This is a genomic window from Pseudomonas sp. Sample_14, assembly GCF_004307515.1.
GTDB classification, from domain to species: domain Bacteria; phylum Pseudomonadota; class Gammaproteobacteria; order Pseudomonadales; family Pseudomonadaceae; genus Aquipseudomonas; species Aquipseudomonas atacamensis.
In genome coordinates this window covers 51,243-63,837 of record NZ_RCOC01000008.1, presented here as the reverse complement: position 1 = coordinate 63,837, position 12,595 = coordinate 51,243, and the positions used below count along the sequence as shown (strand labels likewise).

Sequence of the window (12,595 nt, the reverse complement as noted above, 5' to 3'; positions counted from 1 at the left end):
GCTCAGAGGCGTTCGATGATGGTGGCAATGCCCATGCCGCCGCCGACACACAGCGTCGCCAGGCCGTAGCGCAGATGCCGCGCTTCCAGTTCATCAAGCAGGGTGCCGAGGATCGCGCAACCGGTGGCGCCCAGCGGGTGGCCCATGGCGATCGAGCCGCCGTTGACGTTGACCTTGCCGGGATCGACGGCCATGTCCTTGATGAATTTCAACACCACCGAAGCAAACGCTTCGTTGACCTCGAACAGATCGATGTCCTGCACGCGCAGTCCGGCCTTGGCCAGCGCTTTGCGAGTCGCCGGCGCCGGGCCGGTGAGCATGATGGTCGGATCTGTGCTGGTGACGGCCGTGGCGACGATACGCGCGCGTGGCTGCAGCCCCAGCGCGCGGCCCTTGGCTTCGGAGCCGATGAGCATCAGCGCCGCACCGTCGACAATGCCGGAACTGTTGCCCGGCGTGTGCACATGGTTGATCCGCTCGACATGGCTGTAGACCCGCAGCGCCGTGGCGTCAAAGCCCATCTGCCCGATCATTTCGAAACTTGGCTTGAGCTTGCCCAGGCCTTCGAGGGTCGATTCGGCGCGGATGAACTCATCGTGATCAAGCAGGATGATGCCGTTCTGATCCTGCACTGGCACCAGCGACTTGTTGAAGGAGCCGTCGGCCCGCGCTCGTGCGGCTTTTTGCTGCGAGTGCAGCGCGTAGGCATCGACGTCCTGCCGGCTGAAGCCTTCGAGGGTAGCGATGAGATCGGCGCCAACACCTTGCGGGGTGAAATGGCTGTGCAGGTTGGTCTGCGGGTCCAGCGCCCAGGCGCCGCCATCGCTGCCCATTGGCACCCGCGACATCGACTCGACGCCGCCAACCACCACCAGATCCTCGAAGCCCGAGCGCACTTTCATCGCGCCAAGATTGACGGCTTCCAGACCGGAAGCGCAGAAACGGTTGATCTGCACACCGGCGACGCAGACGTCCCAGTCGGCCACTTGCACCGCCGTCTTGGCGATGTCCGAGCCTTGATCGCCGATCGGCGTGACGCAGCCGAGGACGACATCATCGACCTGACTGGTGTCCAGCGCGGTGCGCGCCTGCAAGGCGCTCAGCAAACCGGCCACCAGGTTGACCGGCTTCACGCTGTGCAGCGCGCCATCGGCCTTGCCTTTGCCACGCGGGGTGCGCAACGCATCGAAAATCAAAGCTTCAGTCATGACGTCCTCGAACCTGATTTATTGTCACTTCACTTTCGCCCTGCGCCGACTGGCAAGCAATGACCACATTGCTCAAAGCGCTTGACGCACACGCTCAGACGGACGGTCATCCGACATCAGGTGAACCGGTTCAGGTCACCGAGTTGTCTAGCCAGCGGGCGGCAAAGAAGCTGGCAATACGCCTCATGCCGCTTTAAGAGCTTTTGCAAAGAACTCCATATGAAATGGATCTAAGCGAAGGCAGACGCGGGCTCTAAGGTGAAGATGTACGCCATCGTCGTCGGGTTTTGCCGAGACGGGCGTCCTCCAACAGGAAGTGCAACGCGTGCCGTCAGGGATATGCAGTCAGGCATGCATCAGGAAATAACAATAAAGGCGGTCAAGCCATGTTCAAACAACCGAAAGTACGTCAAGCAGGACTCATTCTTTTCGCCACGACGCTGTTGTTGATCTTGCCGAATCTGACCAAGGTCATCGGCTGATTCAAACGTCGCGTGCTGTATATCGCCACTGAAAATGTGACTGGCCCGCTACCCGGGCCAGCGCGGTTGTGCCAACCTTTGCGCACTCCCACGACATGGACGGCGATCATTTGAAAACGCTCATTGCGCTCGGTGCCTTGCTGCTGAGCTTGCCCTTGTCTGCCGCACAACTGGATCTGCAGTTGGGCGCAAACAGCCGCACCTGGCAGACCGAAGAGCTGCTCAAGCATCCTCAGCTGCAAACGCTCGCGATCAACAATGATGTTTCCTACAAGAAGGACATGACCTATCAGGCGGTGCCGCTGGCCGCATTGCTGACGGGGGTCAAGCCGGAGGATCACTTGCAGGCGGTGGCGCTGGATGGCTTTGCCGCAGAGTTGGCCGCCGCGCCCTTGCTGAACAAGGACGGCGCACGCGCATGGCTGGCAATCGAGGACCCGGCGCGGCCGTGGCGACCGCTGTCTGCCGGCAAGCACAGCGCCGGGCCGTTCTATCTGGTCTGGACCGATCCGCAGGCCGGCAATATCAGCCCCGAACAGTGGCCGTTCGAAGTCGCCAGCATCAAGCTGATGGCGCCGGTGGCCCAACGCTTCCCTGCCCTGCTGCCCGATCCTGCCTTGAAGGCCGATGATCCGGTGAACAAGGGTTTTGCCCTGTTTCAGAAAAACTGCCTGGCCTGCCACCGGTTGAATGGTGCCGGAGACGCGCAGTTCGGTCCGGATTTGAATATTCCGTATAGCCCGACCGAGTATTTTGGGGCGGATTTCTTGAAGCGCTACATCCGCGATCCGCAGAGTTTGCGTCAGTGGCCGCAGGCGAAGATGCCCGGGTTTTCCGCGCAGGTGTTGCCGGATGGAGACCTGGAAATGCTGGTGGGCTATCTCAAGCACATGGCCGGCCGCAAAGCCAAGCCTTGATGCAGTCTCCCTTGTGGGAGCGAGCCTGCTCGCGAAGGCGGAGTGTCAGTCGCTGGTTGGCTGGCTGATGAACCGCTTTCGCGAGCAGGCTCGCTCCCACAGGGCTTTGCGTGCGTCGAGCTATTGTTGCTGCACGGAAATAACCGGCGTCGGCGAGACGAACACCTTCGCATGCATCTGCTCGCAGCCGCCGCCCCGGCGCATGCCACGGACCGGGCAGGCGTCGAGATAATCCAGACCCACCGCCAGCTTCAGGTGTCGCTCCGGGCGCGCCAGTTGGTTGGTCACGTCGAAGCTGTACCACGCGTCATCCAGCCACGCTTCTGCCCAGGCATGACTGGCCAGATGCTCGCAATCTTCGCTGTACAGATAACCCGACACGTAACGCGACGGCACGCCGAGGCTGCGGGCGCAGGCGAGAAACGCATGGGTATGATCCTGACAAACCCCGGCGCGACCGGCGAAAGCTTCGGCGGCGCTGGTGTCGACTTCAGTCGAGCCCGGCGTGTAGGTCATGTGCTGATTCAGACCGTGCATCAAGTCGATCAGCGCGGTGCGATCTCGCCGTTGCTTGCAGTTCTTCGCGGCAAATTCGCGCAAGGCTTCATCGGCTTCGGTCAGGCGCGTGAAGCGCAGGAACGGCAGCGCCGACTGGCTCTCATGTTCGGCCTCGCGCAATTCATCGATATCGACCTGACCACGGGCGCCGATGATGATCGCTTCGTGGGGCTCGTCCATGGTCAGCACATGCAGGATGTTGCCGAACGGATCGAGCTGCGCACGCACCGGACGCGGCAGGTCCAGTTGCCAACTGAGGACATGCTGGCGCTCGCTGTCGTGGGGCGTCAAGCGCAGGTACTGGATGCTCGCGCGCACCTGATCTTCGTAGTGATAGGTGGTCTCGTGGCTTATGGAAAGTCTCATGCAGCCTCCAGGTAGGAACTGTGAATGGCGTTGCCCAACTGGCGCACCAGCGGGATGAATTCGGTCAGCCAGGCGTGCAGGCCTTCCTCGAGGATTTCGTTGATGCCGGTGTAGCGCAGGCGCGCGTCCATTTCCGCCGCCAGGCGTTGTGCCGGTCGGCCGTTGGCGCCTGGCAGTTGCGCGAGGATCTGGTCGATCTCTTCGGTACAGGCACGCAGCGAACGCGGCACATCGGCGCGTAACAGCAGCAGTTCGGCGACATGCCGGGCGCCGGGCGCGTCGCGGTAGATTTCGGTGTAGGCCTCGAATGAGGACAAGGCGCGCAGCAGCGCACTCCATTGGTAATAGGCGTGCGCCGTGCCGTCGCTGACTGCTTCGGCCTGATCGCCGGCCATTTCGTAACGGGCATCGAGCAGGCGCAGCGTGTTGTCCGCGCGCTCGATAAACGTGCCCAGACGAATGAAGCGAAACGCGTCGTTGCGCATGATCGTGCCGTATGAGGCGCCACGAAACAGGTGCGAACGTTCCTTGATCCATTCGCAAAACCGGCTCATGCCATAACGACTCAGTCCCTGTTCGGCGATGCCGCGAATTTCCAGCCAGGTCGCGTTGATGTTTTCCCACATGTCCGCAGTGATTCGCCCGCGTACCGCATGAGCACTGGCCCGCGCTGCACCAAGGCAGCTGTAGATACTGGCCGGGTTGGCCGCATCCAGTGCGAAGAAATGCAGCAGGCGCTCTGCGTGGAGGTCGCCGTGGCGTTCAAGGTAATCGTCCAGGGTGCCGGTGATCAGCAACGGCATGGCGAGTTCGTGCAGACCGTCGCCGCGCCCATCCTGCGGCATCAGCGACAGCGAATAACTGATGTCGAGCATGCGCGCGAGATTCTCCGCACGCTCCAGGTAACGCGACATCCAGTACAGATCCGAGGCAGTTCTACTTAACATGGCAAGCTTCCTTCAATCCTCGACTACCCAGGTGTCCTTGGTGCCGCCGCCCTGGGAGGAATTCACCACCAGGGAGCCTTCACGCAACGCGACACGGGTCAAACCGCCAGGCACCACACGGGTTTCGCGACCGGACAACACAAACGGACGCAAATCGATATGGCGCGGTGCAATGCCGTTTTCGACAAAGGTCGGACAGGTCGACAGCGATAGCGTCGGCTGCGCGATGTAGGCATGGGGTTTGGCTTTGATGCGCTCACGAAAGGCATCGATTTCCTCCGTCGTCGCGGCCGGCCCGACCAGCATCCCGTAACCGCCGGAGCCTTGGGTTTCCTTGACCACCAGTTCCGGAAGATTGGCCAGCACGTGGGACAGCTCGGACGGGTTGCGGCACTGCCAGGTCGGCACGTTTTTCAGAATCGGTTCTTCGTCAAGGTAGAAGCGGATCATATCGGTGACAAACGGATACACCGATTTATCGTCCGCCACTCCGGTGCCGATGGCATTCGCCAGCACCACGTTGCCGGAACGGTAGGAGGACAGCAGCCCCGGCACGCCGAGCATTGAGTCCGGGTTGAATGCCAGCGGGTCGAGGAAGGCGTCGTCGAGGCGGCGGTAGATCACGTCGACCGCTTTCGGGCCGTCAGTGGTGCGCATGAAGACTTTGTCGTCACGCACGAACAGATCCGCACCTTCGACCAGTTCCACGCCCATCTCCCGCGCCAGAAACGCATGTTCGAAGAACGCGCTATTGAAGCGTCCCGGCGTCAACACCACCACGCTCGGGTTGTCGATCGGGCTTGAGCTTTTCAGGGTGTCGAGCAGCAGATTGGGATAGTGATCGATCGGGGCGATGCGCTGGGCGGAGAACAGTTCGGGGAACAGGCGCATCATCATCTTGCGGTCTTCGAGCATGTAGCTGACGCCGCTGGGTGTGCGCAGGTTGTCTTCGAGAACGTAATAAGTGCCATCACCATCGCGCACCAGATCGACGCCGGAGATGTGCGAATAGATATCGCGGTGCAGATCCAGACCTTGCATCGCCAATTGGTATTGCTCGTTGGCCAGCACCTGTTCGGCGGGAATGATCCCGGCCTTGATGATGCGCTGCTCGTGGTAGAGGTCAGCGAGAAACATGTTCAACGCTTTGACCCGCTGGATGCAGCCGCGCTCGACAATCCGCCATTCACTGGCGGGGATGCTGCGGGGAATGGTATCGAACGGAATCAGGCGCTCGGTGCCCTGCTCGTCGCCATAGAGCGTGAAGGTGATCCCGGCCCGGTGAAACAACAGATCGGCCTCGCGGCGGCGCTGCGCGAGCAGCTCGTCGGGCGTCTCGGCCAGCCAGCGGGCAAATTCCCGGTAATGCGGGCGGACCAGGCCGCCGGCATCGTACATCTCGTCAAAATAGGTGCGGATCATGCCGTACTCCTTGTCACTCCGGACATACAGGCCTTCGCAAGGCCCGTGCCATCGGCATAAACGCTTTGATTTCAATCGGTTGTAGATCCACGCCGAAGGCTGCGCACCATTCCTGTGCGGCAAATGCCCCGGCCCGATTGCCCCCGCTTCATTGCGACGCACTGCATCGCCTATCACCAGCATAGTCAGAGTTGATTTCACTGCCCGGCCACGACTGCGGATAATCCGCGCATTCGCTGCAAAACTTCCCCGGCACGCCGCCGCGAAGTAGACAGCTCAACTGATCTGAACTGCCTTGGCAGCCCCGTCCCGACAGGACTTTATTGCATACCCGTCTTCCCTTTTAGCCACCCTCTCCGGTGGCTTTTTTTTGTCCTGGATTCTTGTTTCAGGGTTTTGCCACTGCGATGTGCAGAGCCAGAAACGACAACGGCCGACCCGAAGGTCAGCCGTTGCCCGACAAACAATGCGCAATATCAATTCAACCGGTAACGATTGCGCACCTCCTGCTTCACGCCCCAACCCTCGATAATGCCGCCCAGCGGTTCGACCACGGCTGAAAAGCCTTGCTCGAAATCGCCGATGTCGTCATAGGTTGCGTACATCACTTTGCTCAATTCCAGCGACCAGGCGCCGTCGTCGCGCGCACTGACCTGGGCATTGATGGATTCACCGCGAAATTTGCCTGCTGCCCTGCGCGCACGCTCCTCGTCCGGGAAAATCGCGTAGAACTCGATGGGATGGAACCGGGAAAAATCGAAACCGCCTTCTTTCATGCGGCGCAGAACGTTGCCGCTGATGTCTTCTTGATAGGCTGTGCTCATGAATCGTCCCCCTCGATTGATGGATAGACTTTCCGTATTCCCGCCCCGGGCCTTTTGGCCTAAGTACTACGGCAACGTGGTTGCGCGCGGGAAACAAGCATGTAGCTGACAAGACCAGACCTTAGCGATCCATTCGCTGATCTCGCTTGCAGAGTAGCCCCAAGAGAGCGCCGCTGCCAAGGCCTGGTTTACGAGATGACAGGAAGTGTTCAGACAGGGGTGATGCTGCGGATTTCGATGCCGTTCTGGGTCTTGAGGTTTTTCACCCCGGCATCGGCGGTGCGCCCTTCCAGATCGTTGAGATCCAGCTTGGCGGCGACCGGAAGAAGCCGCTCTTTGACGAGCCGTGCGGCTTCATCATCGGACGGGCATTCCTCACGTTCGAAGACTTCATCGACAATTTCACCGTGATCATCCACGAAAGTGACTTTCCACTTTTGCATCAGTGCCTCCTCGATCAACCCGTAAATGGGCTTACCTCTATCTCGACTTTTTTCCGCGATAGTTGGTTCAAAAGGATTACAGCCGACAACGGTGAAAATAACCATCCGATCGATAGTGCGGGCTCTGTGGCGAGGGGATTTATCCCCGTCCGGCTGCGCAGCAGTCGTAAGACCGTCCATTGCGGTTTGACGGAGACACCGCGCAGGCCGGTTCAGGGATGCTGCGCATCCCAACGGGGATAAATCCCCTCACCACATAAGCTCCCTTGTAGAGCGACGTCAGCGTGATCAGTCGTTGCTCGGCTTGTTGACCGCTTGCAGCACGTATTGCGGCAAAGCGAACGCGCCGATGTGGATTTCCGGGTTGTAGTAGCGGGTGACGATGCCGCTGCCGATGAAGCGCTGTTGCAGGGTTTCACGGCTGAGCTTGCGGTACGCCGGGTTGGTCGAGCCCCAGGCGAAGGTCATCGAACCGCCGATGTAGGTCGGCACGGCGGCCTGATAGAAATGCCAGTCCGGGAACAGGCTGCGCAGGCGACCGGCGGTGGTTTTGACTTCGTCGATCTGCATGAACGGCGTGCCGTTCTGAGTGACGAGAATGCCGCCTTCGTTCAGGCAGCGGTGACATGCCTGGTAGAAGTTCTCCGAGAACAGCACTTCGCCCGGGCCGATCGGGTCGGTGGAGTCGGAGATGATCACGTCGAATTTTTCAGTGGTGGTGGCGACGAAACGCATGCCGTCATCGATCACCAGGTTCAGGCGCGGATCGTCGTAGGCTCCGGCGGAATGGTTCGGCAGGAATTCCTTGCACATGTCGACCACGGTGCCGTCGATTTCAACCATGGTGATGTGCTCGACGCCGGCGTGCTTGGTCACTTCGCGCAGCATGCCGCCGTCACCACCGCCGATGATCAGCACGCGCTTGGCAGTGCCATGGGCGAGGATCGGCACGTGGGTGAGCATCTCGTGGTAGATGAATTCGTCGGCTTCGGTGGTCTGGATCACGCCGTCCAGCGCCATCACCCGGCCCATGCGCGGGTTCTGGAAGATCACCAGATGCTGGTGTTCGGTGCGCACTTCGTGCAGCAGTTTTTCCATGCGAAAACGCTGGCCGTAGCCTTCGTAGAGGGTTTCCAGGTACTCGCTGGTCTTGGTGACGGTCATGGTCAAGTGCTCCGATAAATGCGCGGGCGCCATCGTGGGGACGATTGCCCGGGAAAGGCGCGCATTCTACGTTGCCGAAGATGACAGGTCGAACCTCCGGTTGTTTTTTACCAGCGCAAACCACTGTGGGAGCGAGCCTGCTCGCGAAAGCGCAGCATCAGTTGCCGGTGATGGCAACTGACCCAACGTCTTCGCGAGCAGGCTCGCTCCCACAGGGATGACCGTGTGATCGAAAATCAGCTCAGATCCGGACGTTGCCCCGTGGCCCGGCAATCGCCCAGATGATCAGGCCCAGCACCGGCAGGAGGATGATCAGCAACACCCAGACGATTTTCATCCCGGTGGAGGCGCCGCTTTTCAGCACGTTGATGATGGCCCAGATGTCGAGGGCAAGGATGATCAGGCCAATCAGACCGTTGAACGTGGAACCCATGGTGTCGCTCCAGAATAGTGGCATGCACTTTTAGGATAGACGGTCGCGCGCAGGGTTCCCTTTTATTGCGTTCAGACGTGAACGGCGACCTTCAAGGCTTCCAGCGCTGGCGCGGCGGCGATGCCAACCTCGGCGCACAACTCCAGCACGCGGGGCACATCGTTGCCGTAGACCAGGACCATTTGCAGCTCATCGTCGAGCAACTGGCTGAAGTTCATCAACGTGTAACCGCCGTTCTCCTTGTTCAGGCTGCTCATCTGCACCTGGATGCGGTTGAGTGCGGTCAGTGCTTCGGTCTTGGCCAGTTGCTTGGGCTTGAGATTGAAATCCACGCCCGGACCAAACGAGGCAACGATTTGTGCGAACAGGTCGACATAGGTGTCCGCCTGGAACAACACGGTTTCCGGCAGGCTACCGACCACTACCCACTCACCCAGCGGGATCGGGAAAGTGTCGTCGTAGTTGATGTCCGGATTGGCGGCCAGAAAAGCCTCGGCGTCGGCGTAGGCCTGAGCGGCTTCGTCGGCCACCTTCAGGATCTCGTCCTCGCCCATGCAGCCGGAGCTGATTTTGCTGATGAGTTCGACGAGTGCGGCTTTCATGAGAGCGGATCCTGTGGCGGAGGTGAATTTTCAGGGCGCGAAGGATAGCGCATTCTGCCCTTCGCCACAGTCCGTGGACTTTACGCCAGCAACTTTTCCAGCTGCGCGGTGGTATCGACTGCGCCCATGGTCCGCGCCGCATCCAGCGCGGTCACGCCGTTGGCGTCCTTGGCTTTCGGGTCAGCGCCCTGGCCGATCAGGTAGTCGACGATTTCAACGCGGTTGAACATTGCCGCCATCATCAGCGCGGTACGGCCGTCGAAGGAAGAACCTTCAATCTCGGCGCCCGCCTCGACCAGCGCCTTGACCACCGCCAGATCGCCCTTGAACGCAGCGCCGGCAATCGGGCTCTGGCCGTTGCCATTGCGCATTTCCGGATCGGCCTTGTGTTTAAGCAGGACCTTCACCGCATCGACATGGCCGTAGTAGCTGGCGAGCATCAACAAGGTGTCGCCCTTGCTGTTTTTCAGGTTCACCGGCAGCCCGGCGCTGACCAGGCGATCAAGCATCTCGGCATCACCGTCGCGCGCCTTGTTGAAAACCTGCTCGGTGAATTCGGCAGCTTCTTCAGGGGTCATCTGGCGGCTTTGGTCGGACATGGGGCACTCCATTTCGGTCTATCGGAAAGCCGACAGTTTCCCGAGCGCGACGGTGGCTGTCACTCGGTTTTTTCCGAGCGTCACGATAGCCACACTCAATATCGATGTTTGCCCTGTTGAATTTCAGCGAGGATTTGCTCACTGACATGCACGTAAGTTTCGCTGCCGGGCAGCCAGGCGAAGATCGGGTCATCGCCGGTGAGCCCGGGGTCAAAGCCTTCCGTTTTCAGGCGAGTTTTCTGGTATTTGAAGGTCCCGGTGGTTTCCATTTTCACTTTCACCCGCAAGAACAACGGCACGGCATAAGCCGGCATACGTTGCCGGACGAAACTCAGCAATTCAGCGAAATCCAGCGTGGCCAACGATTCGGCGGGAGTGATTGCGGCCATCCCCGCACGCCCGTTGGTGTTGGGGATTTCCACACCGTAGGCCACGGCTTCAGCAATCAATGGATGTTGCAGCAACAGGTTTTCGACTTCGGTGGTCGACACGTTTTCACCCTTCCAGCGATAGGTATCGCCGAGGCGATCAACAAATTGCGCATGGCCGAAACCGATATTGCGCAGCAGGTCGCCGGTGTTGAAAAAGCGATCGCCCTTGTTGAACACATCGTGGAGGACGACGCGGGCGGTTTTCTGCGGGTCGGTGTAACCGTCCAGCGGTGCCTTGTCGTCGATCCGCGCCAGCAGCAGGCCCTGCTCGCCCTTGCCGACCTTGCGCATGAAACCATCATCGCCGCGCAATGGCTCGCCACTGTCATGGTCGTAAGCGACCAGTTCCCACGCCATCAGCGAAAACCCGACGGTGTTGTCGAAATTGAGGATGTTGGTGAAACCGATGTTGCCGTCACTCGCCGCGTACAGCTCACAAATGTACTCGACGGCAAAACGCGTCTTGAACTCGGCCCAGGCGCCGGGGCGCAAACCATTGCCGATCATCTTGCGCACGTCGTGCCGGCTGTCATCGGCGCTGACCGGTTGCTCGACCAGGTAGCGACACAGCTCACCGACATAGCCGATGGTGGTTGCGCGATAGCGGCGCACGTCACCCCAGAACTGGCTGGCGCTGAACTTGCGGCGGATGGCGAAACCCGAGGCGCCGTTGATCGCCGATCCCCAACACACGCAGAGGCCTGTGGCGTGATACAGCGGCAAGGTGCAGTAAACGACATCATCCGGGCGCATATCGAGGGCGATCATGCCGAAGCTCGCCGAACTGCGCATCCAGCGTCCATGCTTGAACACCCCGGCCTTGGGCAGGCCGGTGGTGCCGGAGGTGTAGATGTAGAAACACGGATCGTCGAAGAATACTTGCGCGCTGCTCGGCGGGTTATCGCTGCTGGCGTCAGCACTGGCGCTGATCAGATTGACGTAGCCCTCAGGCGCGATGCCCGGATGGCTGTAGGTGTCCTGATCGGCGACGAACCAGGTGCGCGGCGCTGCGATCGCAACCTGATCACGCACGCCGGCATAGGCAGCGGTCAGTTCTTCGCCAACCACAATAGCCACCGGCGCAACCAGATTGATGCTGTGAACAAGCGTGTCGCGCATCGACGAGGTATTGAGCAGCGCACTCACCGCGCCGAGCTTGGCCAGCGCCAGAATCGTCACCAGCAATTCCGCACGGTTCTCGATGAACACCGCGACCACATCGCCCTTGCCGATGCCTTGCTCGCTCAGATAATGCGCAATGCGATTGGCCCACTGATTGACCTGTGTATAGGTCAACGCCACGTCGCCCTGCAACAACGCCACACCATCGGGATTGCGCAGCGTCGCCTGCTCGAACGTCCAGCCCAGGCCGCACGTTTGGGTCGGATCCGTGACGTTGGCCACCTTCATCCCTTTGACCACCCGGGGGATGGCCTTGGCGATCATCGGCAGTTTGCGGAGCATCATGCCCCAGGTAATCGTGTCGCTTGGTGCGTGACGCATGAAAGCTCCCCGTTCGATCTTGACGTGCAGACCGCTGTTCTTGTTATCGGGTAATGACTGCGACCGACGCGTTTACGCCGTGGGTCGAGAAGGAAAGTACGTCAGTGCTCGCGGGGCTGTACACGCGGTTTTTGCAATGATTTGTATCCCGTCGCGCCTTCGGGGAAGAGCGGATTCTGGTACGGACGTTTGGTTCCGTTGTACGGAGAAAAATCACGCAAAATGCAGGATGCACGATGGCCATTCATGCAGATTGCACGACGCCTGCAAAATGCAATGCCTTCAACTTATTGATTTTAAAGGGATTTTATTCGCATCAATACTGGCACAAACGCTGCAACTACCTCCGCATGCTTGCCATTCAAGTACATACGGAGCTGATGACATGAGCCTGATTCAAGAAAAATTTACATCGCTGTTCTCCAACTACGAAGTCAGCACTGCCCCACGTCCTGACGGTGGCATCCTGCTCACTCTGCGTAGCAGCGACGGCAAAGTCTTCAAACGCGCCCTCTCGTATCAGCAACTGCATGCCGGTGACCAACTGTCGTGGGCGATCAGCGCGATCCGCCGCGACCTGGCCGAACAAGCCAGCGAGCTGCCGCAAATTGCAATGCTGCAGAGCCAGCAGCGTTTTGCTCTGCCGACCTATCATTCGCTGTAATTTGCTTTAAACAAAAACAGGCCGTGGAGCAT

General features: G+C 59.9%; 13 protein-coding genes. 2 read left to right on the top strand and 11 right to left on the bottom strand.

The genetic code is table 11. The features are described 5' to 3' along the window. Nucleotides 1-2: 2 nt before the first annotated feature. Nucleotides 3-1,208 carry an acetyl-CoA C-acetyltransferase gene (locus D8U61_RS01580; RefSeq protein ID WP_130926306.1) on the bottom strand — a complete coding sequence of 402 codons (1,206 nt, stop codon included), beginning with the start codon at nt 1,206-1,208 and terminating at the stop codon, nt 3-5. Between the two features lie 577 nt (nt 1,209-1,785). On the opposite strand from D8U61_RS01580, the gene D8U61_RS01575 reads away from it, so the two are divergent. After that, on the top strand, nt 1,786-2,607 hold the full coding sequence (locus D8U61_RS01575; protein ID WP_130926309.1) for a cytochrome c: 822 nt from the start codon (nt 1,786-1,788) through the stop codon (nt 2,605-2,607). A 120-nt stretch (nt 2,608-2,727) separates the two neighbouring features. On the opposite strand, the gene D8U61_RS01570 is transcribed toward D8U61_RS01575, so the two are convergent. The 10 genes from D8U61_RS01570 to D8U61_RS01525 all read right to left on the bottom strand — a co-directional run bounded on the left by D8U61_RS01570 (nt 2,728) and on the right by D8U61_RS01525 (nt 11,899). Continuing rightward, nucleotides 2,728-3,531: a transglutaminase family protein gene (locus D8U61_RS01570; protein WP_016773789.1), complete on the bottom strand. Its 804-nt coding sequence runs from the start codon at nt 3,529-3,531 to the stop codon at nt 2,728-2,730. Next, the gene (locus D8U61_RS01565) at nt 3,528-4,478 is read right to left on the bottom strand and encodes an alpha-E domain-containing protein (protein WP_016773788.1); all 951 of its coding nucleotides are present in this window, start codon (nt 4,476-4,478) and stop codon (nt 3,528-3,530) included. Before D8U61_RS01565 ends, D8U61_RS01570 begins: the two co-directional genes overlap by 4 nt. 12 nt (nt 4,479-4,490) lie before the next feature. Then, nucleotides 4,491-5,900, bottom strand: a complete 1,410-nt coding sequence (locus D8U61_RS01560) for a circularly permuted type 2 ATP-grasp protein (protein ID WP_130926305.1) — start codon at nt 5,898-5,900, stop codon at nt 4,491-4,493. A gap of 476 nt (nt 5,901-6,376) precedes the next feature. Continuing rightward, entirely contained in the window at nt 6,377-6,724 is a 348-nt protein-coding gene (locus D8U61_RS01555) for a ribonuclease E inhibitor RraB (RefSeq protein WP_130926304.1), read from the bottom strand. A gap of 209 nt (nt 6,725-6,933) precedes the next feature. Continuing rightward, entirely contained in the window at nt 6,934-7,167 is a 234-nt protein-coding gene (locus D8U61_RS01550) for a hypothetical protein (protein ID WP_024012230.1), read from the bottom strand. Nucleotides 7,168-7,455: 288 nt separating this feature from the next. Further along, nucleotides 7,456-8,331 carry a polyamine aminopropyltransferase gene (gene speE / locus D8U61_RS01545; RefSeq protein WP_016773785.1) on the bottom strand — a complete coding sequence of 292 codons (876 nt, stop codon included), beginning with the start codon at nt 8,329-8,331 and terminating at the stop codon, nt 7,456-7,458. A 241-nt stretch (nt 8,332-8,572) separates the two neighbouring features. Beyond that, nucleotides 8,573-8,764: a PLDc N-terminal domain-containing protein gene (locus D8U61_RS01540; RefSeq protein WP_016773784.1), complete on the bottom strand. Its 192-nt coding sequence runs from the start codon at nt 8,762-8,764 to the stop codon at nt 8,573-8,575. A 71-nt stretch (nt 8,765-8,835) separates the two neighbouring features. Further along, entirely contained in the window at nt 8,836-9,366 is a 531-nt protein-coding gene (locus D8U61_RS01535) for a hypothetical protein (protein WP_122699014.1), read from the bottom strand. 80 nt (nt 9,367-9,446) lie between these two features. Beyond that, complete coding sequence (locus tag D8U61_RS01530; RefSeq protein ID WP_016773782.1) at nt 9,447-9,965, bottom strand: ankyrin repeat domain-containing protein; 519 nt, start codon at nt 9,963-9,965, stop codon at nt 9,447-9,449. 95 nt (nt 9,966-10,060) lie between these two features. Continuing rightward, nucleotides 10,061-11,899: a long-chain-acyl-CoA synthetase gene (locus tag D8U61_RS01525; RefSeq protein WP_130926303.1), complete on the bottom strand. Its 1,839-nt coding sequence runs from the start codon at nt 11,897-11,899 to the stop codon at nt 10,061-10,063. A 385-nt stretch (nt 11,900-12,284) separates the two neighbouring features. Between D8U61_RS01525 and D8U61_RS01520 the strand changes: the two genes are divergently transcribed. After that, nucleotides 12,285-12,563: a DUF3509 domain-containing protein gene (locus D8U61_RS01520; protein WP_016773780.1), complete on the top strand. Its 279-nt coding sequence runs from the start codon at nt 12,285-12,287 to the stop codon at nt 12,561-12,563. Nucleotides 12,564-12,595 lie beyond the last annotated feature (32 nt).

Excerpts from the sequence above, each read along its gene's own strand:
- D8U61_RS01580 (WP_130926306.1), bottom strand. The coding sequence starts at position 1,208 with ATGACTGAAGCTTTGATTTTCGATGCGTTGCGCACCCCGCGTGGCAAA.
- D8U61_RS01575 (WP_130926309.1), top strand. The coding sequence starts at position 1,786 with ATGGACGGCGATCATTTGAAAACGCTCATTGCGCTCGGTGCCTTGCTG.
- D8U61_RS01570 (WP_016773789.1), bottom strand. The coding sequence starts at position 3,531 with ATGAGACTTTCCATAAGCCACGAGACCACCTATCACTACGAAGATCAG.
- D8U61_RS01565 (WP_016773788.1), bottom strand. The coding sequence starts at position 4,478 with ATGTTAAGTAGAACTGCCTCGGATCTGTACTGGATGTCGCGTTACCTG.
- D8U61_RS01560 (WP_130926305.1), bottom strand. The coding sequence starts at position 5,900 with ATGATCCGCACCTATTTTGACGAGATGTACGATGCCGGCGGCCTGGTC.
- D8U61_RS01555 (WP_130926304.1), bottom strand. The coding sequence starts at position 6,724 with ATGAGCACAGCCTATCAAGAAGACATCAGCGGCAACGTTCTGCGCCGC.
- D8U61_RS01550 (WP_024012230.1), bottom strand. The coding sequence starts at position 7,167 with ATGCAAAAGTGGAAAGTCACTTTCGTGGATGATCACGGTGAAATTGTC.
- speE (WP_016773785.1), bottom strand. The coding sequence starts at position 8,331 with ATGACCGTCACCAAGACCAGCGAGTACCTGGAAACCCTCTACGAAGGC.
- D8U61_RS01540 (WP_016773784.1), bottom strand. The coding sequence starts at position 8,764 with ATGGGTTCCACGTTCAACGGTCTGATTGGCCTGATCATCCTTGCCCTC.
- D8U61_RS01535 (WP_122699014.1), bottom strand. The coding sequence starts at position 9,366 with ATGAAAGCCGCACTCGTCGAACTCATCAGCAAAATCAGCTCCGGCTGC.
- D8U61_RS01530 (WP_016773782.1), bottom strand. The coding sequence starts at position 9,965 with ATGTCCGACCAAAGCCGCCAGATGACCCCTGAAGAAGCTGCCGAATTC.
- D8U61_RS01525 (WP_130926303.1), bottom strand. The coding sequence starts at position 11,899 with ATGCGTCACGCACCAAGCGACACGATTACCTGGGGCATGATGCTCCGC.
- D8U61_RS01520 (WP_016773780.1), top strand. The coding sequence starts at position 12,285 with ATGAGCCTGATTCAAGAAAAATTTACATCGCTGTTCTCCAACTACGAA.